General features: G+C 68.1%; 23 protein-coding genes and 2 pseudogenes. 14 read left to right on the top strand and 11 right to left on the bottom strand.

All coding sequences use genetic code 11. The features are described from left to right. Positions 1–12: 12 nt before the first annotated feature. Positions 13–957 (bottom strand): serine/threonine-protein kinase, encoded by a 945-nt coding sequence (locus ACFU8W_RS36890; protein ID WP_384047093.1) that lies wholly within the window; start codon positions 955–957, stop codon positions 13–15. A 427-nt stretch (positions 958–1,384) separates the two neighbouring features. Here ACFU8W_RS36890 and ACFU8W_RS36885 point away from each other — a divergent pair, with 427 nt between their 5' ends. Beyond that, on the top strand, positions 1,385–1,933 hold the full coding sequence (locus ACFU8W_RS36885) for a transposase (protein WP_384047090.1): 549 nt from the start codon (positions 1,385–1,387) through the stop codon (positions 1,931–1,933). Between the two features lie 12 nt (positions 1,934–1,945). Here ACFU8W_RS36885 and tpg read toward each other — a convergent pair. The 10 genes and pseudogenes from tpg to ACFU8W_RS36835 all read right to left on the bottom strand — a co-directional run. Continuing rightward, positions 1,946–2,170: pseudogene (gene tpg / locus ACFU8W_RS36880) on the bottom strand (telomere-protecting terminal protein Tpg); the annotation flags it as partial. 149 nt (positions 2,171–2,319) lie between these two features. Next, entirely contained in the window at positions 2,320–3,696 is a 1,377-nt protein-coding gene (locus tag ACFU8W_RS36875; protein WP_384047185.1) for a replicative DNA helicase, read from the bottom strand. A gap of 2 nt (positions 3,697–3,698) precedes the next feature. Continuing rightward, on the bottom strand, positions 3,699–4,862 hold the full coding sequence (locus ACFU8W_RS36870; RefSeq protein WP_384047087.1) for a hypothetical protein: 1,164 nt from the start codon (positions 4,860–4,862) through the stop codon (positions 3,699–3,701). A gap of 466 nt (positions 4,863–5,328) precedes the next feature. Next, positions 5,329–5,580 (bottom strand): helix-turn-helix domain-containing protein, encoded by a 252-nt coding sequence (locus ACFU8W_RS36865; protein WP_384047084.1) that lies wholly within the window; start codon positions 5,578–5,580, stop codon positions 5,329–5,331. Between the two features lie 31 nt (positions 5,581–5,611). Then, positions 5,612–6,025, bottom strand: a complete 414-nt coding sequence (locus ACFU8W_RS36860) for a dCMP deaminase (RefSeq protein ID WP_384047082.1) — start codon at positions 6,023–6,025, stop codon at positions 5,612–5,614. Positions 6,026–6,034: 9 nt separating this feature from the next. After that, positions 6,035–6,460 (bottom strand): GIY-YIG nuclease family protein, encoded by a 426-nt coding sequence (locus ACFU8W_RS36855; protein ID WP_384047079.1) that lies wholly within the window; start codon positions 6,458–6,460, stop codon positions 6,035–6,037. Positions 6,461–6,614: 154 nt separating this feature from the next. Next, positions 6,615–7,756 (bottom strand): annotated as a pseudogene (locus ACFU8W_RS36850) (dihydrofolate reductase family protein). A gap of 11 nt (positions 7,757–7,767) precedes the next feature. After that, entirely contained in the window at positions 7,768–9,162 is a 1,395-nt protein-coding gene (locus ACFU8W_RS36845; protein ID WP_384047076.1) for a helix-turn-helix domain-containing protein, read from the bottom strand. Between the two features lie 106 nt (positions 9,163–9,268). Beyond that, positions 9,269–9,844 carry an AAA family ATPase gene (locus tag ACFU8W_RS36840; RefSeq protein WP_384047073.1) on the bottom strand — a complete coding sequence of 192 codons (576 nt, stop codon included), beginning with the start codon at positions 9,842–9,844 and terminating at the stop codon, positions 9,269–9,271. Positions 9,845–9,864: 20 nt separating this feature from the next. After that, positions 9,865–10,623: a GntR family transcriptional regulator gene (locus ACFU8W_RS36835; protein ID WP_384047070.1), complete on the bottom strand. Its 759-nt coding sequence runs from the start codon at positions 10,621–10,623 to the stop codon at positions 9,865–9,867. Positions 10,624–10,964: 341 nt separating this feature from the next. Here ACFU8W_RS36835 and ACFU8W_RS36830 point away from each other — a divergent pair, with 341 nt between their 5' ends. The 13 genes from ACFU8W_RS36830 to ACFU8W_RS36770 all read left to right on the top strand — a co-directional run bounded on the left by ACFU8W_RS36830 (position 10,965) and on the right by ACFU8W_RS36770 (position 23,313). Continuing rightward, positions 10,965–11,825 (top strand): hypothetical protein, encoded by an 861-nt coding sequence (locus ACFU8W_RS36830; RefSeq protein ID WP_384047064.1) that lies wholly within the window; start codon positions 10,965–10,967, stop codon positions 11,823–11,825. A 181-nt stretch (positions 11,826–12,006) separates the two neighbouring features. After that, positions 12,007–12,540, top strand: coding sequence for a WhiB family transcriptional regulator (locus ACFU8W_RS36825; protein WP_384047061.1), 534 nt, complete (start codon positions 12,007–12,009; stop codon positions 12,538–12,540). Next, positions 12,537–12,863, top strand: a complete 327-nt coding sequence (locus tag ACFU8W_RS36820; RefSeq protein WP_384047058.1) for a hypothetical protein — start codon at positions 12,537–12,539, stop codon at positions 12,861–12,863. Before ACFU8W_RS36825 ends, ACFU8W_RS36820 begins: the two co-directional genes overlap by 4 nt. Next, positions 12,860–13,000 (top strand): hypothetical protein, encoded by a 141-nt coding sequence (locus tag ACFU8W_RS36815; protein WP_326793985.1) that lies wholly within the window; start codon positions 12,860–12,862, stop codon positions 12,998–13,000. Before ACFU8W_RS36820 ends, ACFU8W_RS36815 begins: the two co-directional genes overlap by 4 nt. A 227-nt stretch (positions 13,001–13,227) precedes the next feature. Next, on the top strand, positions 13,228–13,398 hold the full coding sequence (locus tag ACFU8W_RS36810) for a hypothetical protein (RefSeq protein ID WP_384047055.1): 171 nt from the start codon (positions 13,228–13,230) through the stop codon (positions 13,396–13,398). A 28-nt stretch (positions 13,399–13,426) separates the two neighbouring features. Further along, on the top strand, positions 13,427–14,176 hold the full coding sequence (locus ACFU8W_RS36805) for a hypothetical protein (protein ID WP_384047052.1): 750 nt from the start codon (positions 13,427–13,429) through the stop codon (positions 14,174–14,176). A 58-nt stretch (positions 14,177–14,234) separates the two neighbouring features. After that, positions 14,235–15,395, top strand: a complete 1,161-nt coding sequence (locus ACFU8W_RS36800; protein ID WP_384047049.1) for a hypothetical protein — start codon at positions 14,235–14,237, stop codon at positions 15,393–15,395. A 238-nt stretch (positions 15,396–15,633) separates the two neighbouring features. Further along, on the top strand, positions 15,634–17,262 hold the full coding sequence (locus ACFU8W_RS36795) for an FtsK/SpoIIIE domain-containing protein (RefSeq protein ID WP_384047046.1): 1,629 nt from the start codon (positions 15,634–15,636) through the stop codon (positions 17,260–17,262). A 224-nt stretch (positions 17,263–17,486) separates the two neighbouring features. After that, a complete protein-coding gene (locus ACFU8W_RS36790) occupies positions 17,487–18,431 on the top strand; it encodes an NlpC/P60 family protein (RefSeq protein ID WP_384047043.1) in 945 nt (314 codons plus the stop codon). Positions 18,432–18,434: 3 nt separating this feature from the next. After that, entirely contained in the window at positions 18,435–18,710 is a 276-nt protein-coding gene (locus tag ACFU8W_RS36785) for a hypothetical protein (RefSeq protein ID WP_384047040.1), read from the top strand. Positions 18,711–18,712: 2 nt separating this feature from the next. Continuing rightward, complete coding sequence (locus tag ACFU8W_RS36780; RefSeq protein WP_384047037.1) at positions 18,713–19,984, top strand: hypothetical protein; 1,272 nt, start codon at positions 18,713–18,715, stop codon at positions 19,982–19,984. 111 nt (positions 19,985–20,095) lie between these two features. Further along, a complete protein-coding gene (locus ACFU8W_RS36775) occupies positions 20,096–21,163 on the top strand; it encodes a hypothetical protein (protein ID WP_384047034.1) in 1,068 nt (355 codons plus the stop codon). Further along, complete coding sequence (locus ACFU8W_RS36770; protein WP_384047031.1) at positions 21,163–23,313, top strand: hypothetical protein; 2,151 nt, start codon at positions 21,163–21,165, stop codon at positions 23,311–23,313. The genes ACFU8W_RS36775 and ACFU8W_RS36770 overlap by 1 nt, the downstream gene beginning before the upstream one ends. The last annotated feature ends 219 nt before the right edge of the window (positions 23,314–23,532 follow it).

Raw genomic sequence — 23,532 nt, 5'->3', positions numbered from 1 at the left:
GGTTCGCCTCGGCTACTGCGGCGCGACCGGCCCCTGCGGCACGAGGAACGGCCGCCGGGGATCCTCCGGCAGCATCCTGCGGGTGGCGAACGCCGGGTCGGGTGCCGGCAGGTACGGTGCGAGAGCCGCGTACACGTCACCCGCACCGCGGGGACGGTCCTCGGGACGCTTGGCGAGCAGTGCGTGCGACAGGTCCTGGAGCGCGGCCGGGGCGTCGACACCGCGGTCGGCCAACCGGGGCGGGATCGCGGTGAGGTGCTGGGTCACCAGCTCGGCGGGACCCCGACCGCGGAAGGGAGGGTGGCCGGTGAGCATGTGGTGCAGCAGGCACCCCACCGCGTACAGGTCACTGCGACCGTCCAACGACCCTTCCCCGGCCAGGAGTTCGGGCGAGGCATAGGTGATGTTGCCGAGCGTTTCGCCGGTCATGGTGAGCTGTGGGTCGGTGTCCGAGAGGACCTTCACGAGACCGAAGTCGAGGATCTTGACCAGGCCGCTGGTGCGGACCATGACGTTCTGGGGCTTGAGGTCGCGGTGGACGAGGCCGGCCGCGTGCGCGGCGGACAGCCCCGAGCACAGTTGCGCGGCCACGGAGACCGCGGCGGACACGGACAGGCGCCCGTCGTCGGCGCCGTCGACGACGTTGTCGAGGGTCGTCCCGTCGACGAGCTGCATCACCAGGCAGCAGACGTCCTCGGTGACGGCCGCGTCGTACACGGTGGTGATGTTGGCGTGGTCCAGACGAGCGGCAGCCTTGGCCTCCCTCTCGAAGCGCGCCAGGGCGGTGTGGCGCCAGTCGGGCAGAGCCAGAAGATCCGCGGCGACGGTCTTGACCGCGACAGGACGCTCCAGATACACGTCCGTCCCCCGCCAGACGTGCCCCATCGCCCCTCTGCCCAGAATCCGGTCCAGCCGGTACCTGCTGCGCAGAACCTTGCCTGCGGCGAACTGCTCCACGTTCTCTTCCTTCGATGAGCCACAGCGGTACGTCAGTGCACGGACTGCCTGGCCGGAGGCCCGCCGTCGACAGCCCGCACGGGATCAAGTCAACCAGCCTCGTGCGCACACCGGAAAACCCTCAAGGACCACGGAATCCCGCCCGGACCCCACGAACGTGACGCCAGGTAGCCCAACCCGAGGTGGCAGGCTGTCCTCTACCGGATGCTCTGCAAGAGCTGCCCTGTGGCAGTGACGGCCCAGAACGACCATCCGTTGCGATTCGGACTGACGTGCGGTTTGAGGGTGCCGTGGCTTGTTGACGGCGGATTCGTGCGGGAGTAGGCCGGGGGGAGGCGTCAACTACGGCCTGGGAAACTTGAGATGACGAAGCTGTTGCCGTGTCCGCCCGCGCCCGGTCCACTGGAAGCGTACGCCGTCCACTTCGATGATCTCTTCGAGACGCTGGCCCAGCGGCGTGGGTTTCGCGAGTACCTGGGCGGGCTGCTCCTTCCCCGCGATCGCAACAAGACGCTTGGCCTGCCTGGCCGGCACCAAACCGGTGGCCGGCGCCCAGCATGCGGCGGTACAGCGGCTGCAGTTCTTCCTGTCCGAGTCGACCTGGAGCCAGGAAGCGGTCAACGCGCGTCGCCTGGAGTTGCTGCTGGCCGACCCGGCCACCGCCCCGCATCCGGGCGGGTTACTGGTGGTCGATGACTCCGGCGACGGCAAGGACGGCAGCGCGACAGCGCACGTGGGCAAGCAGTACCTCGGCTCGGTCGGGAAGATCGACCGTGGCGTGGTCACCGTGACCACCTGCTGGGCGGATGAGCGGGTCTACTACCCGGTGGCCCGCGCGACCTCCGCCGCCGGCTCCGGCCATGGCTGCGGCTCCATCGACACCCCGACCCACCCCCACGACCGGGACAGACAGAAACCGGCCGCACCACGATCATCCCGAACCGAGGCGCCCCAGCAACACCCACTCAGCGAATGACCACCAGGGTCCCTCGCTCGTAAGCTTCGCCGCGAGCTCGGGACGAGGAGATTTGATCTGACCCTTGAGGTAACGCTCCACGGTGCGCTGCGAGATGCCCAGGCGCTGCGCGACGGTCCGGGTGGAGCCCTTCTCGTGTTTGACGAGGAACCGTATCTGGGCGCCGGCCGACTTCGGTATCGGGCAGGTCGCGGTGTTCGCGGCGACCTTGTCGAGGCTGTCGCCGATGATGCCCACGGAACTACTCCTGTCGTTGATCGTTTGTACGGGCCGCTGAGCGCCGATCTCCACCCCGGACGACCCGAGGGACTCCGAGGTGAGTGATCGTCAGCAAGATCCCCGTACAGGGGGTTTATGGGGCGGCTGGAGTAGACGGGTCGCCACGATCATTCGGGCTCGGCGGTCATGTCGCGCAGGCGGCTGTAGTGGAACTGGTGGGCGACTGTGATCGTGCACGTGGGCCCGTTGCGGTTCTTGCTGAGGATGAGATCGCTCTCGCCGGCCCGGGAGCTCTCGGGCTCGTAGGCATCCTCGCGGTGCAACAGGATGATGCCGCTCGCGTCCTGCTCCAGCTGCCCGGAGTCGCGCAAGTCGGACGTCTGCGGCCGCTTGCCCTCCCGGTGCTCGGATCCGCGGTTGAGCTGCGCGCAGCAGATGATGACCGCGCCGGTCTCCTCGGCAATGATCTTCAGTTCGCGGCTGACCTCACTGACGCGTTCGTAAGGGCTCTGACGGGAGTTGCGCTGGTCGGTGTACATGAGCTGGACGTAGTCGATGACCACCAGCGGGGCCTGGCCCGTCTGGCGGATCAGGGATTTGATGCGGGTGCGGACGAGGCCGGGCGTGACGCGGGGGGTGTAGTCCATCCACAGCGGCAGGGTTTCAAGATCCGGCATGCGGCGGGCGATGCGGGTCCAGTCGTCGTCAGTGACGGCAGGTCCGCCCTCCATGAGGTGGTGCAGGGCGACGCGGGACTTGCTGGACAGCACGCGGTTGGTGACCTCCTCCTTACCCATCTCCAGGCTGTGCACGAGGGTGGTCCGGCCGGAGGAGGCGTTGGCGAGCGCGACACCGAGCGTCATCGCGCTCTTGCCCATGGCCGGGCGCCCGGCCACGACGACGACGTTCCCGGGCCGCAGCTTGAGCACCCGGTCCAGGTCGGTGAGCCCGGTGATCGCAGCCGCCTCCACCGTGGTCTCCAGGCCGTCCAGGTGCTCCTGGAGGCCGTCGCTGAACCGGCCGAACAGCCCGTCGTCGCCGGTCTGGTCGGCGGCAAGGTGCTCCAGCTCGGCCTGGTGCGCGGCGATGGCGTCGGTGACGCTGGCCGGGTCGCCCTGACGGGCCGTCTGCATCCCGCGCACGAGGGTCTGCTGGTAGCGGCGCAGGCGGGCGTAGCCATGGACAATCTCCGCGTAGTGCTCCACCTCGACCGAGGTGCACGCCTGGCCGGCGATCAGCGATAGCTCGACGAAGCCGCCAACCCGCTTCAGGTCACCGCTGCGGCGCAGCTCCGCCTCAACCATCGGCACACCGGTGGGCTTGCTCCGGCCGTGCAGAGCGAGGATCGCCCGCCAGATCGTCTCGTGGTGCGGTCGGTACCAGTCACCGTCATCGCTCAGGATCTGCGCGGCGCCGGGGATCGGGTCGTACCCCCCGGTGGCCATCATGCACGCGCCCAGAACCGCAGTCTCTGCGCTCACGCTCACCGCGTCCGGGGACTCGTCCAACTGCTGCGCAGGGATGTCCAGGGCCTCGTCGAACATGCTCACTGCTGCTCCTTGGCAGTGTCGGCCGTGATGCCCGGGTGGGTGCAGCGGCGGTTCGGCTTGTCGTCGTCGTCGTCCAGAACCCAGCCGTACTGGTCGCAGGCACGGCAGGCCGCCCTCAAGGCAGCAAGATCCTGCGGCACCGAGCCTGCGGCCGTGGCGGTGGCCCGGGTCGGCTTGCGGTAGAGGCACAGGTCGTCGACCCAGCCCGGCAGACACTTCACCCACGAGGTGGCGCCCCCGGTGTTCTTGAAGATCTCGGCCTCCAGCACCAGGCGCTGAGCGTCATCCATGGCGGTCAGCGTCGGCCAGCCCTGGGTCTCCATCGCACGCAGCAGCCGCGGGGCGCACTTACGCGCGGTCGACAACCCGGCCTGCCACCGCTGCATCCGCTGGAGGAAGTCCCGCGCAGCCGCGAGCTCCTCGGGAGTGAACTCCCGCCCCTCCTCCCGCTGTGACGGCAACGACTCCTTGGTGCGCGTGAGGGGGTTGGGGGAGGAGGAATCCTCCTCCTCCGGGGGGCGTGGGGGGGATCCGGCATTGCCGGAAGTAGTGTTGACCTGCGGAAACGTCGCCTCGGCATTGCCGGATCCGGCAATGCCAGATCCGGCAATGCCGGAAGTGGTGCTGACCTGCGAAGGTCGATTATTTGCAATCTTTTGGGCGATTTCACTTCCGGCAATGCCAGATCCGGCATTGCCGGAAGTGGTGTTGACCTGCGGAAACTCTGTGAAATCAGTGGTGGCCGGGTGCTTCGGGGCATCGGGGTTCCAGGACGGCCAGTCGTAGAACTCATAGGCGACCCGGGTCCGCCGCCCGCCCGCGTCTCGCTCGTCTATCCGGCGGATGTAGCCCTTTTCCTGGAGGCGGGTGAACGACTCGTAGACCGCGTCCCGGCCGACCAGCCGGGAGCCGTTGCCCGAGACCACGCCCAGCTCACGCAGACGCTCCAGGACGGTCAGAGGCGTCACGCGCAGCGGTCCCGCATCGGGGCCCTGACGGGTCTGCTCCGCGAGCATGAACATGAGCTGGATGACGACCTTGGTGTCTAGTGGAACCGGCAGGGCGTAGGGGCCGAACTCCATGTGCGCGTGCACCTGGACACCCGCCACCGGACCCCGGTAGGTGATGGTGCCCATCTCGTTGATCTGCTGAGCAGTCACAGTCCACCGCCGCGCGTGAGCGAGACCGCCGAGCGAGCAGTGGATCGCGTAGCCATGGGGTGATCCTGCGACGGATCCCCTATGGGTAGATTCCGTGCAGGGCAGGGAAGCGTTACCCCTCCCGCCACGCGGGCGAAAATCTTGATGTGCGTCCCGGCTTGTGGGACGGCCGCTGCCGAGGGCCAGCGGGGGCGGAACTGGTGGCGCATTGTGGTGGTTCTCCCCTTGATAGGGGAGCCGTGACCAGCGGGTGTGACCTGACCGGGGACCCAGGGTGGTGGCGTCCCGCGTGGCGGTCCGCTTATTCTGGGTACAGGTGACCACGCGGACCGGAAGGTCCACGGGCATCACCCCCGGTGAGGTCACCTCACCGGACACGACTCGTGATCTATGGCTAGGTCGAGTCGATTTGCAGGTGAACGGTCCTCGTTGTGGCGACGAGGACCGTTCTGCGTTTTGGCGTCGTCTACGTTGAGCTGCCCCCCAGGTCTATCGCGGGGTGCTTCTTGGCGAGGCCTTGCAGCAGGCGCAGGTATGCGGCTCTGGACCGTGCCCGCGGCTCCGCCTGCCCTGTTTCCCAGCGGTGGAAGGCGACGCGAGACACCCCGAGGGCGTCTGCTACCTCCGCCTGAGTGAGCCCTTCTGCCTTGCGCAATGCCGCCCGCACTGCTGGAGGCGGCAGGTTTGGGCGCGAGAGGAGAGCCTCGATGGCGTCCATGTGAAGCCCTCCTTTTAGTCTGGGAGACGATTCAAACTATACATTTTTCTTTACAAGATGGGGCGTGGCGCGCGCAGAGATCCCTGACGGCCTTGGCGGCCGCGGCGAGCTTGTCCACCACAGTCACTCCGACCTTCACCAACGGCTCGTAGCCGATGCAGTCGTCGACGAACAGCGCTGGCTTGCGCCAGGCGATAACGACACGGGGGACGCCAGCGGCGAGGATCCGTTGTGCGCAAGGGGTGTGCGGCGAGCGTCGTTGAGAGCAGGGCTCCAACGTGCTGTAGATCGTTGCCCCGGCCAGGTGCGGGTCGCCTGCCGCCAACTTGTCGAGGGTGACTTCCTCCGCGTGCTCGTGCGGTCCCGCTTCGCGGGAGTAGCCGGCGGCCAGCTCGCTCCTTGCCGTGCCGTGAACTTCGCAAACAAGGTATGCGAATCCCGCCACGCGGGAAGGTCAGCTGCCGCAAAGGCATTTCCACACTCCCTTGTAGGTCGGGCACTCCCGCTCCATGCGCTCGTGGACACGTGGCGGGTCCTCAGGAAAGTAATCAGCCCACTCCTGCAACGTGACGTCGTCGTAGCGCAGCTCATGCTTCGGCTGCCGAGAGCCCATGCGCTCCGCTTCCTCCACCTGAGCCACCCTCACGAACGGGCTCACGACCTCCACAGGGTTCGGCCCGAGATCAAACCATTCGCCATGACGGCGTTTGTCGACGAAACGGCGATGAAGCTCGGCCTCGACGATGCTGCCGCCCTCGAAGAGGGCGAGCAGTTGGAGAGGCACAGGCGAACCAGTTTGCAGGTTACGGAGGCGATGCTTCGGATTGTCGGTCCAGCCGATCTTCACGAGCGGAGAGTCGGGAGAGCCGATCAGGTACACGCGCTCAGGGCGAAGGCTGGTCAATGTAGATCGCCTTTCACAGTAGGGCGGAGAAGCCACGGCCTAGCGTGAGACAGCTCCTTGCCTGGGTAGAGAAAGCCGGGCTGCTTCAAGGAACAACGATCGGGTGCCTTGCCAGCGCATCGCCTCCCCCTCACAGCAGGTGCTGGTTCGGTGCCATCGCTGCCATCTTGAACTCCGGCAGTTCGATCACAGTCACGCCCGCAGCCTCGAGGATCTCCGTGCCGTCAGCCCCTGGCACGAACGTGTCAGGCTCCCGCCACGCCGTCACCACCCGCCGAACCTCAGCGCTGATGAGCAATTGGGCACAGGGGCGGGGACGGGAGGCGCGTCGCGCGCACGGCTCGAGACTCGAATACACCGTCGCTCCGATCAGCCGCGGATTACCCGCAGCCTTGGCAAGCGCGGCTTCCTCGGCGTGCACGTGCGGGTCGCCCCCCTCGCGGGAGAAGCCGCGGGCCACCTCCACACCGTCGGCGTCGACGATGACGGCGCCCACGGAGAACGCCGTGCGCGACGGCGGGCACTCGGCAGCCAGAGCGCACGCGGTGGACAGCCACAAGGCGTCGTTCACGCCGCCACCTGTCCGCTGCTGGTTTCCTTCGGGGCATAGCGCAGGAGAATCACGTCGCCGATCTGCCGGGACTCCAGCAGATGCATACGGCGCAGCGGCCCGCCCGGGTAGGGTCCGTCCCCGAGCATCTTCGGAGCGTCGGCCTGTCCGACGAGGAGCGGCGCGACAACCAGGTGCAGCTCGTCGGCCAGGCCCTGCTGAAGCAGTTGTGTGTGGACCTGTCCGCCGCCCTCGACCATCAGTCGGCGTACGCCATGCGCGGTGTACAGGTGCTCGAGCAGCATCTCCCAGTTCTTCACCGGCGGCATCGCGTACACGTCCGCCAGATCACCGAGGAGGCTGCGGGCCTTGTCGGCGGCCTCCTGCCCAGCCGCGTACGCGACCTTGCGTCCTCCGTGGTGCCAGAACTTCCAGTCCGGGTCCAGGTCCCCGCTGGCCGTCACGGTGACCTTCAGCGGGTACTCCGGCAGGCCTGCAGCCTTCCGGTCGGCGCGCCGCTGCTCCGACTTCACCAGGAGCCGAGGGTTGTCCAGGCGAAGGGTGTTCGAGCCGACGAGGATCGCGTCGCACGAGGCGCGCACCGCGTCGACGCGGTCGAAGTCGGCGTCGTTGGACAGCAGCAGCCGGTCCTCACCGGGCCGCGTGTCGAGGTAGCCATCGATCGAGACGGCTGCGGACAGCAGTACATGCGGGCGGGGCACAGTCAGCTCCTTCACTGGGCAGGGTGGTAGAGGATGCGGTCGAGCGCGGAACGGAACTCCCTGACGCCCGTCGCGGACGAGGTCGCTGTGAGCGTCACGTCCAACAGGCCGAGCTGGTCGATGATGCGGGCAGAGCCGGTTTCCGCGGCAATCTGCACCGCCTCCAGTCCCACCGCCGCCGCCTGCTCGACGTCGCCGACGCCGGCATGGGAGCGGGCGGCCCGCGCCAGGTACACGCCACGGTCACGCCGATACCCGGCCGGTAGCGCTTCCAATGCGTCACGGAATCCGGCCACGGCCTGATTGTGATCCCCTAGATCCGCCAGCGACCGGGCTCGAGCCGTGTGGATGTACGCCGAGTCCAGCCACGAGCCCCACACGCTGTCCTGATCCGCACGATCGAGGAGGAGCAGCGCTTCGTCGTAGCCGCGCAGCGCTTCCAGCTTCTCGCCGAGCAGGGAATGCCCGTGCGCTTGGTGCATCACCGCGATGACCTCCAGCCGCGACCCCGCCGGCGCGGTGCGCCGCGCTGCCGTCGCGAGACCAAGCGCGTCACTGCGATGCCCAAGGTCCGCTGCCAACTGCGCCTTACGGCCCAGGATGTATGCAGTCAGTTCCATGTCACCGGTTATGTGACTGTCGTCCAAGGCCCGTGCGGTGTGCGCGTAGGCGGCACGCTGGTCGCCGATGTCCTGCGCCAGCCACCCCGCAAGCTCCTCGAACCGGGTCTCCAGCTCGAGAAGCCGATCGGCGTCCTTCCCGCGCGCCCTGCGGCGCAGCCCGGTCAGCTCGCCGAGCTTCTGCGTGATGGCCGGCAGGACGGTCCGAGGACCCATCAGGTTGTCGGTCTGAATGAGAACACGCCGCACTTGAGCGAAGTGCTCAACCGGCGCGGGAGTAGACGAGCCGACAGGGGAGTAGGGCGCGGCGAACGCCGGAGCAGGAAGGCTGGCAGCGGCCAGGCCGACCAGGCCAGACGCGAGGACAGCACGGCGGGGCACGGGCACGAAGCGGATCCCTTCAGGAGTACGACAGGGGACGACCACCGTGTCCGTATCGTCCTCTGGCGAGACTGCCTGCTGTTGATCTGGGAAGGCCAGCTTGTTCAGTGCGTTGGCCACATGGGCGGGCGGATTGGCCACATGGTCATGCTCGTCGCCGATTCGTTCCCAAAGCCGAAGCAGCATTCCGTTCGCGCCCAGGACGACGTCCAGCTGGGCGGCTTGATCCCGGCTGGCCATCCTCTCGGCACGCTCGAATCGGCCCAGGTGGGCGTGATCGAGCACCGCTTGTTTGGCGAGCGCACGGAGGCTGAGACCGCGCAGCGTTCGTAGCTCGCGCAGTTCGTAGCCCCAGCTATGTAAGGGCGATACCCAGGGTGTCAACTCCCTCGGCTTCTGTGCCATCCCGCCCCAATCCTGTGGCCGATGTGGCCAGTTCGACCGGCCACATGTCAGATCTGGAACTCCCGACTCCTGCGGACCTAGAACCGAATGCATACGGCCCGGCCAGTCAGGGAGGCGCTGCTCCGTGGTCTATGTTTCCGTCTTTATTCACATTCGCCCGCTCCGTGCGGCGGAGCTCGGCAAGGACAGTCTCTGGATGACCGTCATACACGATGTGCGGCTCGTCATCGGTCGGCGGGTAGAAACGGCCCGCATGCCGAAGAAGATCCTGTTCGCTGAACGCGATGCTGTTCGCATCCATCAAGGACTGTTCGTTGCGCTTCCGAATCCGGTCCCAGCGCAATTCATGCGGCGCAGGCAGGTAGATCAGAACGGGTTTGCCGCCGACCTCCATTACGGTTGCTGCCCACTGGGCCCGCTCTTCCGGAGTCCAGAAGCCGTGGTCGATCACGGTGTCGTGTCTGGCGGCCAGGAGTTCCTGGAGCTCAAGGGCGATGTCCGCGAGTACGGGCGCCTCTCTGATTTTGAATTCGCCGCGGGGAAAGTCTCTGCCGTAGTGGCCGTAGCGGCGGAACATCTCCTCGTCAGGGCAGAGGCGCTGGAATCCGGCCTCCTCCAGGGCGCGGGCAAGGGTCGTCTTGCCGGAGCCCTGGAGGCCGGCCATGAGGATCGCGCGAGGCACGGGAGCAGTGTCGCGCCCGGTCACCTTAGGACCTCCGACGTGGTTCGCCGGGTGCGCCCGGGAGCCCCCAGGTCCACGCCGTATTCCAGCAACTCGCCATCGGCGTCCAAGAAGCGCGCGGTCAGCACGAGGATCGCCGCGACGGTATCGGCCTCCAGCTCCAGGAGTTTGAGGTCCTGCGACGTGGCGATGCGAGCTGTTTCCTCGTCCTCGCGCTTCACGACGTGCCGCCCGGTAGCCCGAGCGATCAAGTCGAGTGACACCCCGCCCTTGAGTCGCTCGCTCCGAGCCAACCCGGGTACGGCTTGGGCGAATTCTGCCGGGATCCACGACGTGGAGTGGGAGACGATGCCATGACCGTCCCGGTAGACCCGACTGCGGCGAATTACATCGTCACCAGGCGAAATGCCCAGCATGTGAGCGACGTCTTCGGGGGCCTCGACTATGCCGCCGGTGTGGCCGGACGACTTCTCGCCGACGCCCCACGACGACTGTGTCTTGCCGCTGCGGTCGTGACGCTCTGCTCCGGAGGACAGCGAGATGGGGCGTGCCATCACCTCGGTGCCGACGCCCGGGATGCCTTGCACCAGCTTCTCTTCACGCAGCAGCTTCATGGCTCGGTCGGCCGTCGCGGTGCTGACGTCCCACTGTTCGGCCAGAGCTCGGATGCTTGGCAGCAGGTCGCCCGGCGAGAGCTCCCCGGAGCTGATGAGGTCGCGGTAGTGACCCGCGATGCGCGCGTACGGCGGCCGGTTGTCCGCTCGGGGTTGCCCTGGCATGTCGCCTCGCCTCCTTCATTTTCCGTCTAGGTCCCTCACTATACCGCTTGACACCTCAGGGTACCTGAGGCACCCTGAGGTATGTAAGGCGTCGGTGACCCCCTAGGAGCACCGAGTAAGCACCACCGCAAAACAGCAGGAGCCCTTGCCCTGAAGAGGGGGAGGGCCGGGGTTGATAGCTCGACCAAATCCCCCGGATCGGTCCCCTGGCCGAGTGCTCCCGTGCACGTCGCAGCGCAGATGCGTTGTCCGTCCTCCAGGATCGCTGGCCTATGTCGTGCGCCTGGCGGGCGGAGAGCCCACCGCGAAGCAGCCCCTCCCCTTTGACCTGAGGAGCCCCTATGACGACCACGACTGTGACCCCCGAGGCCCGCAAGCGCCGCCGTAAGACCCGCACCAAGACCGTCAGCAACCTCCCGGCGATCGTCGCCTCCGAGTTCAAGACCAACGAGCTCGACCTGACGCCGGGCAAGGAGCACTTAATCTGCCCCGGCTGCAAAGGGTGGACGCCAATCACCGGGATGCTCGGCACCCCGAAGCTGGTGCCGCACCACACCAAGCGCTATCGCACCACCGAGCCGCGCCGCTGCTCGAGCAGCAACCGTCAGGTCACCATCGACGTTGAAGTCGACGACTGGCGTACGGAGCTCGTTGAGGCGGCCCCGACCATCGCGTCCCGTCGCGCCACCAAGGTGCTGCCCAAGCCCAAGGCAACGACAGCCCCGGCCCCCGTGCACAAGCTCGCCGTCACCCGCGAAAAACAGGCCGCCCCCGCCGGGGTCCGGCTGCTCCCGTTGCTGGACCGGGCCCGCCGCACGGTCGTCGCGCACCGCGCTACGTGCACGACGTGCGGGGCTGGCGCCCGGTGCGCTGCGGGCCGCGAACTGGAGATCGCGCTCCGCGAGGTCGAGGCCACCGCCGTACTCGCCCGCGAGCAGCAGACCCTCCGTGACCGGACCGCAGCCCGGCAGCACCGTGCTGAGCAGCAGGAGCAGGCCCGAGCGCGCCAGCGGTCGCTGCGGCAGGCCCTCCCGAGGGTGGACCGGGCAACCCGCGCCCGCCACAACGTCCCGCTCCCCGAAGCCCGGACGACGCTGGCGAAGAACATCGTCGATGGCCACGAGCTCATCCGCCGCGCCGCTTCCTGGCCCGCCCCGACGCACGGTGGTCCGGGCCTGCCTCTCGAACACCTCCACGTCTGACACCGCACGAACGACCACGGCCGCCGCCACCCGACAAAACGGGTGGCGGCGGCCGTGGCTGCTCGTACAGCAGCCACGAGGCCAACCAGGCCTCGAACGCGACGGACCCCCGGGGGCGCAACCCCGGGGGTCCGTCTTCGCACGTCACCCTCCATGAAAGGGCAACACGCGCATGCACAGGATGACATCCACTCAGGCCCGGCATACACGCCGGGTCGTGCTCCAGTCCGCGATCGACGCCGGCGCCCGCTGTGCCACCGCCGACCCGGACCTCTTCTTCCGCACCGATGGCGAGGCCCAGATCACCTGGCAGGCCCGCCGTGCCGAGGCGGTCCGGGTCTGCACCGGCTGCCCGGTCCGTGCCGCGTGCGAGGAACTCGCGCTCCGCAACGGCGACGGCAACCATCGTGTCGACGACATGGTGCGCGGCGGGCTCTCCGGTACCCAGCTCGCGGCCGCCCGCACCGCCCAGGCCGAGCGCCTGGCGGCCGCGGTCGACGCGGACCGGGACACCGAGGGCCGCCTGCTCGACGACCTGTCCGTCGAGTTGCGCACCCAGGCCGGTCTCAACCCGGACGGCCGCCGCAACGGAGGCCGTCTCCGCCAGGACGAGAGCCGGATCGAGCAGAACCTCCGGATCCGCGCCCTCGCCGCCAGCATTCGCCAGATCCGTACCGCCCGCCGGGCGCGTGCCGGTTGGGGGGTTGCGGCATGACCATCACCTTCACCCCGCGTGCCGGGACGATCGACGACATCCGGCGCGAGGACGACTGCGGCAGGGACGACGGCCGCGGATACGAGCGGGACGAGACGGACCGGTTCCGCCAGGTCGTGCGTCAGCTGGTCGCCGACGGCGACGATCGTGCCCGGGCTGCTGGCCGTCGGGTACGGCGCACGCTCACCGAGATGGCGCCGGGTTACACCCGCCAGCCGGTCCTACGCCTCATCCGCCCGCTCGACTTCCGGGCGGCAGATGACGCCTGCCCGATCTGCGGCTACTGGACGTGCCGCTGCGGCAGTGCGGGGGTGGCCCGATGACCACCTGCACCTCCTGCGGCGGCTCCGGCCAGCAGATGGTCGTCGTCAACCACGTCGGCGCGGACGGCACCCCCTACCAGGGTGTCGAGTACCAGACCTGCAGCCCCTGCGGCGGCACCGGGCAGCGGCAGGGCTGAGCACTGCACCTGCACATACGCACGGCCCGTACCGCACAGCACCACACGCGGTACGGGCCATCACCGCACGCGGTCTGGCCCACTCGCTCACCCTCGCTCTGCTCGCGGCCGCCGCCACGGCGGCCGCGAAGGCCTGGGACGCCGGCCACCGCGTCAACGACACCCACCCCGCACCACAGCGCACCGAGAGGCACCGCCCCTCATGACCACCTCTGCGGCAGGCCGTCGTGCCTGACGACCTGCACGCCCGCTACATGCAGGCCACCGCCACCTGGCGCACCCACCTCGACAACTGCCGCCCCTGCCAGGACAGCCAGTACTGCCCGGCCGGGGCCCGGTTGTTCGAGCGGTTCAGCCGCCTGCAGGACGCCTACAACCAGCGCCTGCGCAGGCGCTGACCCCGACGACCCCATGAGGAGCACAGACATGACTCGAACCATCGCTCTGGCCCACGACCTTGACCACTCCGGCCTGCACGCCCCGGCCCCGGCCTCGCCGACTGCCCCGGCCCCGCTGGTCGACACCGGCCGGTACGACCATCCGCTCTTCCAGCGGAGCGAGCCGGGACGCTACGAGGGCTGCGTCACCTACTACTTCGCCGCTTTCACTGGCAGCGAGCCGGAGCCGCAGATGCCGCTCGCCGCGTACAAGGTGCTGGGCCGGGAGCAGATCGTCGAGCTCGGCAGGCAGTACGAGGCCGCGCGGATCCTGTGGTCCAAGGCGCGGCTGCGCCGGCAGGCCGCCCCGGTCCTGGCCAAGGCCGCGCCCGTATGGGACGCGTGGACGGCGGCGAAGGCCCGGCTGGAGCACGTGTACAGCGCGTTCTGGGAGACCGGAGACGGCCGGTGGCGCGCGCAGCTGCTGTGTCTGACCGACGCGGAGAACGCGGCAGAGGCTGCGGCCGGAGCGTGGGAGGAGATTGCCCAGCAGCTCGCGCGGCTGGCCGACGACCAGGTCGCCGTCGCCGGATACGACGACGAACTGCGCCTGACCACGGTCGCCGCCGAGCTCGGTCTGGACGCGTCTGACTGGCACATCGACCACATCGACGCCTACACCGACCGCTCCTGGGGGCGTCCCGGCCCGCTGCTCGAGCGCCTGGCGGCGCAGATCAACGCGCAGCGCGAGCGGCTGGTCGAGGTCGCCCGGCTCGCCGGTGACCGCGAGCTCGCCTGACCAAGGCCTACCTGAACCGCCGCCGCACCTGAACTGACCAAAAGGAGAAGGCATGAAAATGCCGGAACGCTTGCAGCAGCCGCGCGGGATGGTCCTCGCCGCCCTGTGCATGATCACCCTGGCCGTGGCCATCTTGTCGGTGGCCGTGACCTACGACATTCTCGAGCCCCGCTTCGGGATGTGGGCCGTGCCCACGGTCGGCGCCCTGGACGCCCTGTGGGTCGTCTTCCAGGCGACGGAGATCCTGGCCGGCAACAACCGCCGCCGCGCCGAGAGGGTTCAGTACGCCGGGCTGGCACTCACGCTCATCAACGCGGCCATCCCCACGGCTCACCTGATCCAGGCCGCCAGGGACGGCGCACCGCTCGACCTGGCCGTGGTCATCACCCCGGTCGCGATCATCGCGACCAAGGGGGCGTGGTGGATGGCCCTGCCCGCGCTCGGGCGGCAGGTGTCCGACAAGACGCGGCAGGCGCTGGCCACCAAGCGGCAGACGGTGGCGGACCGCCTGGAGGAGATGGAGGCGGAGGCCGCGCACCGTATCGAGCTGCTGGAACTTGCCACCACGCTGGAGACGCAGGTCGCAGCAGCCGAGACGAAGTACCGCGTGTCGGTCCTCAAGGCGCAGCAGGACATGACTCAGCAGCTCCACGGGCAGGCCGAGACGACCGAGAAGACCATCTCGGAAAAGCCCCTTCCCGCATCGGTCGCGGCGATCTTGCTGCCGGAGCTGGAGAGCTGGGAGCCGACCGCGCCCGCGCTGCCCGGCACGGTGGAGCGTGCCGGATCCGGCACGCTCGCCCTCACCCGGCACATCCCCGGCACGCAGGTCAACGGCCTGCCGACCGGATCCGGCACACCCGGCGGCACACTGCCCGGCACGCCGGGCGGCACACCGGCACAGCGGGCGGCACGGGCCGCCGCTCTCGCGGACCTCGCGGCCGTGGCGGGTGTGCCGGTCCCACGGCCCGGCGAGCCACTGACTGACGGTCAGGTGGACGTCCTGCTGCGCCACCTGCGGTACGTCGATGACCCGCCGCAGTCCTACCGCCAGGCCCGCGACACCCTGCGCGCGGACGGCTACATCGGCTCCGAGGAGCGGCTGCGCCGCGCCTGGGCTGCGCTGATGGCGAAGGAAAAGGCCGCCGGCCCGCAGGCCGACAGCGACGGGGGAGTCGAGCAGGCCGAGGAGGAGGAGCCCGAGGACGCGGGCGCCTGACCCCCGGTCACTGAACATCCGTCCGGCACCACCGATGCAGCCCAGCCGGTTCGTCCGGCTGGGCTGCGTCGCGACTGCCGGAAGCAGCAATGCAGTCGATGGCGCAGACCCGGCGAGCGGCCCGGCGAGCGGACCACGCGTTCGCAGAGCCAGGACAGCAGACCCGGCGAGCAGCCGAAATGCCAGTGCTTCGCATACGCGCGCGAGATTCGTGCGCCCGTGATCGAAAGAGGGGGACGTGGCCAAGAAGAAACAACAGGCCGACGATGCCTATGGTCAGGCGGCGGGCGCCATCGGCGCCCTGGCCATGGCCGCCGGGGGACTCGCCGCCGTCAAAGACAAGACGGGGCTTTCCTGGCCGGCCACCCTGGCCGTCACCGCCGGAGCGCTCATCGCTCTCGGCTATGCGGTCTGGTGGATCCGCACGCGCGTCAAGGCGCTCTGGGGCCGCGAGGCGCAGCCCGTGGCAGCCCTGAAGCAGGAAGCGTCAACGGTCCTGGAGGAAGCGGTCCTGGAGGGCGCGCAGGCCCCGCAGGGTGCTGTACACGCGGCGCTGACGACCGCGCTGAGCAGGGCCGGGGCCATCGGCAGGGAAGAAGTGATCCTGGCCGACGACGTCACCATCGAGCAGCTGCCCGTCGGCACCGTTTACGAGTTCCTGGTGCCCGCGAGCCGCACGTCCGAGGACATCGCCACCCGGCTCGGACCGATCGCCTCGATGTTCGGCGTCACCCGGCTTCACCTGAAGTTGGAGACCAGCCGCCGCAGTGAGCGCCAGGTGCGCCTGCTGGTGCTGAACGAACCACCGTTCAGCACCCTGTTTCCTGCTCCGACCCGGCAGGAGATCACGACGTTCGCGGGCGTTCCGATCGGCCACGACATCACCGGCCGGCTCGCCGGAGTCCCGACGTTCGACAAGGCGTCGCTGCTGATTGGCGGCATGACCCAGATGGGCAAGACGACGCTGGTCAACGGGCTCATCACCTGCCTGCTGATCGCGTACGGCGATTTCGACCTGTACCTGCTCGACGGGAAACTGTGCGGGCTGACCAAGTTCGAGAAAATCGCCGTCCGCTATGAAGCGTCCGATGACCCCGCTGTTCTGGAAAGCATGCTCGATGAGCTGAATTCCCGGGTGGGTCGCCGCTACGAGGAAATGCAGGATGCCATTCGAAACCGGCGGCCTGCGCCCGTTTTCAAACCGGTGTTCTTCATCATCGATGAGGCTGCCGACTTCTACACCGACAACGGGAGTAAGGAATCGCAGGAGACAGTGCGCCGCAACGAGGATAAGTCGCGGTCGCTGGTCGCCAAGAGTCTCGAATCCGGGATTGTCACGGTGATGCTGACGCAGCGCCCGGCAAATGATGCGATTCCGGTAAAGGTTCGGGATCAGTTCCTTTACCGGATGTGCCTGTATGTGGCTTCGAAGGGTGGAGCGAAAGTCGCCCTCGGAGACTCGTACTTCGAAACTGTCGCCCCGATTCACCCTTCACTCCTCGATTCGGCAGTCAAGGGACAGGCGGTCCTCTTCGCGAACGGGATGTCCACCCTGATTCGAGGCTTCCATTTCCCGGACGCGTTCATCTGGGGAGTGGTCGATGACGTCTATGCCCGGCGGCAGAAAAAGATGGAGGCGGCGCCGGTAACCCCGCTGAAACAGGCAATCGACCTGATGCGGGATAGCGGCGTGGAGTTCATGCCCACATCGAAACTCGCCCCGGCTCTCGGGATCACGGAAACCGCCCCGGTTATGCAGGGACGAAAGCTGTCAGCCCTGCTCCGTGCCGCATCGGGCAAGGACGACAAGGGGGTGCGGGGCTACCACCTCGCCGACCTCACTGCCACCGCTATGTCCGGTTCATGATCCTGTCTGCATCTGCCGGACCATCTGCCACACATCTGCCGGGCATCTGCCGGGATCTGCCGTCCGGCGGATGTCCGGCGGTCTCCGGCAGATCCCTGGCGGATCCCTGGCAGATGCGAGTGATGGTCCTGACCTGCGAAAACATCGAAAACCCCTAGGAAGGAAGGGAAAGGCTGTTGAGGAGCTCTACAGCGGTCACGATCGGCGTAGGAGCGACCGCGGCCGTGGTCGTGGCCGCGCTCGTGCAGGGCGCCGGTGGCGATCCCATGGGCGCGGCGCTCAGTCTGTCCGTGCCCGCCAAATACAAGAGGCTGATCGAGGACGCGGGAAACACCTGCCCCGAGGTCACACCGAACCTTCTCGCCGCGCTTCTCAAACAAGAATCCGGTTTCATTCCGGGGCGCCGCTCTCGGGCCGGCGCTGAGGGCATTGCGCAGTTCAAGCCATCCACGTGGGAAACCAGAGGAATTGACGGAAACGGTGACGGGCGGCGTGACGTGTGGGATCCCGAGGACGCGATCCCGTCAGCAGCCAAGCACCTGTGCGACATCGTCAAGGAAGTCAAAGACGTTCCCGGTAACAAGCAGGACAACATGCTTGCCGCCTACAACGCCGGAAGCGGCGCCGTCCAAAAATACGGCGGTGTCCCTCCCTACCGGGAGACACAGAACTATGTCCGGTCCATCAGCGCACTCGCTGACGTTCCGTCCGGCGGGAAAATGACAACCACCGAACAGGCCGCCACCGCCATCAACACGGCAAGCGGCGAGCTCGGAACCCCGTATTCGTGGGGCGGAGGCAACGCAAGCGGCCGCAGTACCGGGTCGTGCTGTTCCCCCAATGGGAGTTCTGGAGCGAGCATCAATGGTTTCGACTGCTCCGGGCTCACGCTCTATGCCTACGCGCAGGCCGGAATCACCCTGCCCCGCACGGCAGCACAGCAATATGCCGCCTCAGAGCCGGTGAAGCCCGGACAGAAACGCCCCGGAGACCTCGTCTTCTACGGGAGCAGCCCCACCAGCATTCACCACGTCGCCATCTACGTCGGAAGCGGCTACATGATCGAGGCCCCCCGGCCCGGCACGTCAGTTCGCTTTTCCCCCATCGACTCAATGTCCGACCTATATGCCTTCGCACGCCCCATACGTCACACGAACAAGGAGATCTGACCCATGAACAAGCTCATCCCCCTCGCCAAGCCCGTCGACATGTCCAACGGCTTCAAGGACTTCTTCGACACGATCGGCCTCACCGGCGGTGGGCTGGTCACCAAGGGCATCGCCGCTGTGATCGCCATCATCGCGATTCGCATGCTGCTCCAGCTGTCCAACGACCCCAAGGGCGCCCTGCAGAAGGGATCAATGGCGCTGGGCACCCTGTTCGTCGCGGTCATCCTCGCGCTCTACGGCGACACCCTGTTCTCGACCGTGACGAACGCGAAGGGCTGAGCATGCCCGACAAGGACCCTTGCGGCCTGATCACAGGCATCGCCAAGAGGATGTGCGAAAACGACTGGAAACCCGGCTCAGGCGGGTCCTCCGACACAGATGGTGGTGGCGGCGGGATCACCCAAGGGGCCTCCGACCACGTCAAAGACCTCGCCGAAACCCTGATCAACACACTCAAGGGGCTCCTCGCTCCCAAGAGAGCATGGGCGCCGGAGGAGACCGACAACTGGCTGTACCAGCAGTTCTTATGGCTCGGTCAGCATCTGGCCGTCGCCATTTTGGTCTGCGTGATCGTCGTGTGCGCCCTGACCGCCTGGCAGGGCGCACCCCGCCTCAGGCAGCTGGGCGCATCCACGGGATGGACGCTGGCCGCCGTCGCCGGCATGGCGTCCGTCCCGGGGGTGGTGATGCTGCTGAACCAGGCCGTGAGCTCCGCGTTCACGACCGCGTTCGACAGCGACCAGTCGACCCTCCTCAAAACCATCAGCGAAGACCTGGATCACGGGGCGGATTCGGGGAATCCCGTGGCGATCCTGATCATCATCTCCGCGCTGGTCGTCGCGCTGGCGTTCGCGGCGCTGGTGTTCATGACGCGCCAGCTCGGGATCCTCGCGTTCGTGTGCATGGCACCCCTGGTCCTGGCCTCCATGGCTCGCGGAGGTGACACGTCCGCAGTCCGCGCCTGGGCGATGCGCCTGCTGGGGCTGATGTTCACCCCGTTCGCCCTGCTGCTGGTCAGCCCGTTCGTCCAGATGGTGAGCGGCTCACTCGTGATGGACGCCGTGCTCCTGATCGCGGCGGACGCACTGATGCTGCGGATGATCTTCCACGGAATCCCGTACTTCGGTCCCAAGATCGCAGGAGCCGCACGCGGCTTCGTGGAGAGCCGGACAACCAACCCGCTGGCGCGGGCGGCCGTCCGGGCCGGATCCCCGGACTTCTACGAGCAGGAGAACAACCCACGGATGCCCCGCACCGTGGACACCCCAGGCCGCGCCACGCACCAGGACCGCGGTGTCCTCTTCGCCGCGTACGGGATCAAGCAGAAGCAGCGGTCCTCACGGCTGACCACCCACTCCACCATCAACAAGACCCAGCGGGAAGCGCCACGCAACCAGCAGCTCATCGAGGCGCGCAGAGCGGCGCGGGCTGCTGCCGCACAAACCACCACCCGCAGTCCCCGGACACCGGGACCAGCACAGGGGCCCGGACCGGCCGTCCGGACGCAGGCTCCGGCGGCGGGGCCGGCCCCGATCCGGCCGCCTAATCCGTAGCAAGCCAGCAGCAGCCCCTGGCCCCCGCGTACGACCTCCCGCCCCACACGGTGCAGAGCGTACGCCGGGACCAGGGCCCTATCTGGCCCAGACTTCAAGGAAGAGGAACCCGTGTACTCCCTGACTCCCGGCTACCGCATTCCCGCTCTCCAACGCGGCCTGAGCCCCGCAGAGACCCTGCTGACGAAGCTCAACGCCGGGGCAGGGAGCGCCGTCCTGATGTCGGCACTGATCACCCCACCGCCCGTGTGGACGTTCGGCACGGTGTGCGCGGCCGCGGCGCTGCTCAACCTCGCGCCGGGGCCGCGCTCGATCGCCCGGTGGGCGACCGTCGGCTACCGGCACCTGCGGGAGCGCACCGCGCCCGGCGCCATGGCCGCCCCGCCCGGGGTCACACGGACGTGGACGCTGTACCCGCAGCACGGCACCATGCAGGACCCGCACCAACGCGCCGCGTTCCACGACGCTTTCTCGCGAGCCTTGACGTTCGCAGGCAGCCAGGCCCGCAACGCCGGGATCCAGATCCACGTCACCCACCACGCCGACGTGCGCGACACCACCGAGCACACGCAGACGATTTCCGTCCACGTCCCCAAGGGACTGGCCCCGGCCCGCGTCATCGACACCCTGGAGGCGGAACTCGCCGCCCTCGGTGTCCTGACGCCCCTGGAACCCGAGCCGATCCCCGCAGTGACCGGGCGGGGCCCCGGCTGGATCGAGCTTGAGGACGGCCGCCACGCGGCCACCGCGCGGATCACCTCCTGGCCTGACGAGACCGGCGGCGACCTCATGCCCAAGCTGCTCCTCGGTCAGGAGCGGGACCGTTCCATTGCGGTGCTCTACCGGCCGCTGCCACCAGGGCAGTCCCGCCGATCAGCGAAATGGCAGCGCGCAGCCGGAGAGGCATTCACCACCGACAAGATCAAGGCCGATTCACACGATCTCGCGAGCGGGACGACGCACGGCGCGCTGGTCCAGGGCGCGACGCTCGTGGACGTCGACGCCTACCTGACGGTGTGGGGCGACAGCCCGCAGAGCGTCACCGATGCCCGCTGGGAGGTCGCTCTCGTGGCCGACCGGCACCGCATCCATCTGGACTGGCTTACCGGCCAGCAGCACCGCGCCCACGTGATGACCACCCCGCACGGAGCCTCCACCAGGAAAGGGGCGATCCTCTAATGATCCGTCTGCCCTCCAACCACGCCGCGATCACCGCCCCGCTCGTTGCCTCCAGCTCCCGTTTCCCCGGCATCCCAATCGGGCGGTCCCTGCTGGACAATCGCCCTTTCCACCTCTCCCCCGTCCTCACCGACGCGGCTGTGCTGCCCTCGACGAACAGCCTCGCGCTCGGCGGTCTCGGCTCTGGTAAGAGCACCACCGCGAAAGTGCGGATCGGCCGCGAGGTCCCCAACGGCCACCAGAGCGTCGTCATCGACAGCTGGGGAGAGAACAACCAGACCGGTGAGTGGGCGTCGATTACCCGGCATCTCAATGGCCGTGTCATCGACGCCAGTACGTTCACACTCAACCCGTGCTCAAACCTCTTCCCACCCCAGGTACGGGAGCAGCTGATCCGGTCGCTGATCCTCGCGGTGGAGCCCGCAGCGCTGACCCCCAGGGCCACGCACGCTCTCCAGCACGCCCTGAACCACCCCAAGTCGACTTCGCTGGGCGGTCTCGTGGACGCCCTGTCCTGCCCGGAGAACGGCAGGTGGCCGGCGGCCGGGCTCGCCGACTGGGGGATGGACGCCGCGATCGCCCTGTCCCGCTACACCGAAGGGTCGCTCCGTGGCCTCTTCGACGGCCAGGACGCCAGTCTCCCCCCGACGGACCTGCCGATCCTCTCCTTCGACTTCACGCGTCTGGACCGGAACTCGCCCGCGATTCCGTCGCTGATGGCTGCGGTGACATGCTGGGTTGAGCACGTGTGGCTGCCTCAGTCGACCGCCGTGCACCGTCACCTCGTCCTCGAAGAGGCATGGCAGATCCTGCTGTCCCCCGCGACGAGTGAACTGATCCAAAGGCTGCTCAAGAACTCGCGTAAGGCGGCCCTTTCGCTGAATGCCGTGATGCACACGCTGTCCGACCTCGGTGACGGCAGGGCGCAGGACCTGGCCAGGCTGTGCGAGATCGTCCACATCGGCCGCCTGGGACCGCAGGAGGCCGAAGCGGTCGGCTCACTGCTGGGCCTGCCCCAGTGGGCCATCGACGAGATTCCGAAGCTCCAGCAGGGCCAGGCCGTATGGAAGGTCGGCCCCGACTACGTCGACATCGTCCAGTCCGTCATCACCGAGGAGGAGGCCGAACTGACCGACACCTCAGCACGCCGCCGCCTCGCACAACAGGCCGGAGCAATCGAGCAGGAAGTCGAGATCGAGACTGCGCACGACACCGTGCCCGAGGACAGGGCCGATCACGAACACGAGGACGTCACTTCGGCGCCTGCCGCGCCCCAGGACGACGAGGGCGAGGCTGAGTGGGACTGGGATATGCCTCCCGTCATCGACACCCGGCACTACGACGTGATCGAGACGGCCCGGCAGGGCCGGTGCAACGAAGCGGCCGACTTGGCGGCCCTTGGTGAGCGTGAGGACATCGCCGCCCACGGCATCAACTCGGACGAGGCCGTCTCATGGCTCGCCACCCGGGCCCGGGTGGCGGATCTCTGCGGAAGCCGCGACCAAGCGACCCAGCTCCGCGCTGCCGTCGCCCGCATACGCCAGGACGACGATCGGGCCGGGCAGGCCCACGACATCACCCCGGCCCTGCACCGCGAGCCCCAGCAGCCCGCGCCGACGGACGACGACGACCCAACAGCGACTTCACTCCGGCGGCTCTGGCCGGCAGCTGCAACCATCGTCGCCCTCAGCCTCGCCATTGCCTTCGTCTGGGACAACCCCAAAGGCGAGGAAGAACAGCGCCAGCAGCGCGAGGAGCGCGCAGCCGCCGCCGCGTACAAGGGCAAGGCGGGGGCAGCAGTCACCATCGACGGCGTGAAGGCTCATGTGGTGGCGGACTGGAGCGACGACCGCAAGAGCGTTGTTCTGGCGCTGCACCCGTACTACGACATGGACAACAACGCCCGGTACCTGCGGATCGACGCGGCAGACAAGAGCGCCAGTGACGTGCGGGGAGAGGAACAGCTCCCCAAGGACCCCGAGATCGTCGTGCCGGTCAAGGACCCCTCCGCAGCGGTGACGGTGCGAGTAGCGATGGCCGGTAAGGACTGGGAAGAGGGGTCCCGAGCCGCGTCCCGCACAATCCGTCTCTCCCCGACCGGCGTCTCGTTCGACGCCAAGACCGGAAAGCAACTGCCCTCCGACCTCTGACGTGCCGTCGGCTGCGCGAGCACACGGAGGCACCCGGTCGGTCAGTCGGGATGAGGACCGCCTCCGGCCGGGTCACGAGGTACGCCAGCTGCCGCTCAGCCCGGTCCGTCGACGGGTTGGTCAAGTTGAACGTCAGCAGGTCTAACGTGCCGGTATGCCTGGTCACGAGCGGTTCCTCATCCACGATTCTCTGATTGCCTGAACGACGGCGTGGGCCGT

This window comes from Streptomyces sp. NPDC057565 (assembly GCF_042801455.1).
Classification (GTDB): Bacteria; Actinomycetota; Actinomycetes; order Streptomycetales; family Streptomycetaceae; genus Streptomyces; species Streptomyces yanii.
Note: the sequence above shows the minus strand (reverse complement) of the source record. Positions and strands in the feature narration are given on the sequence as shown.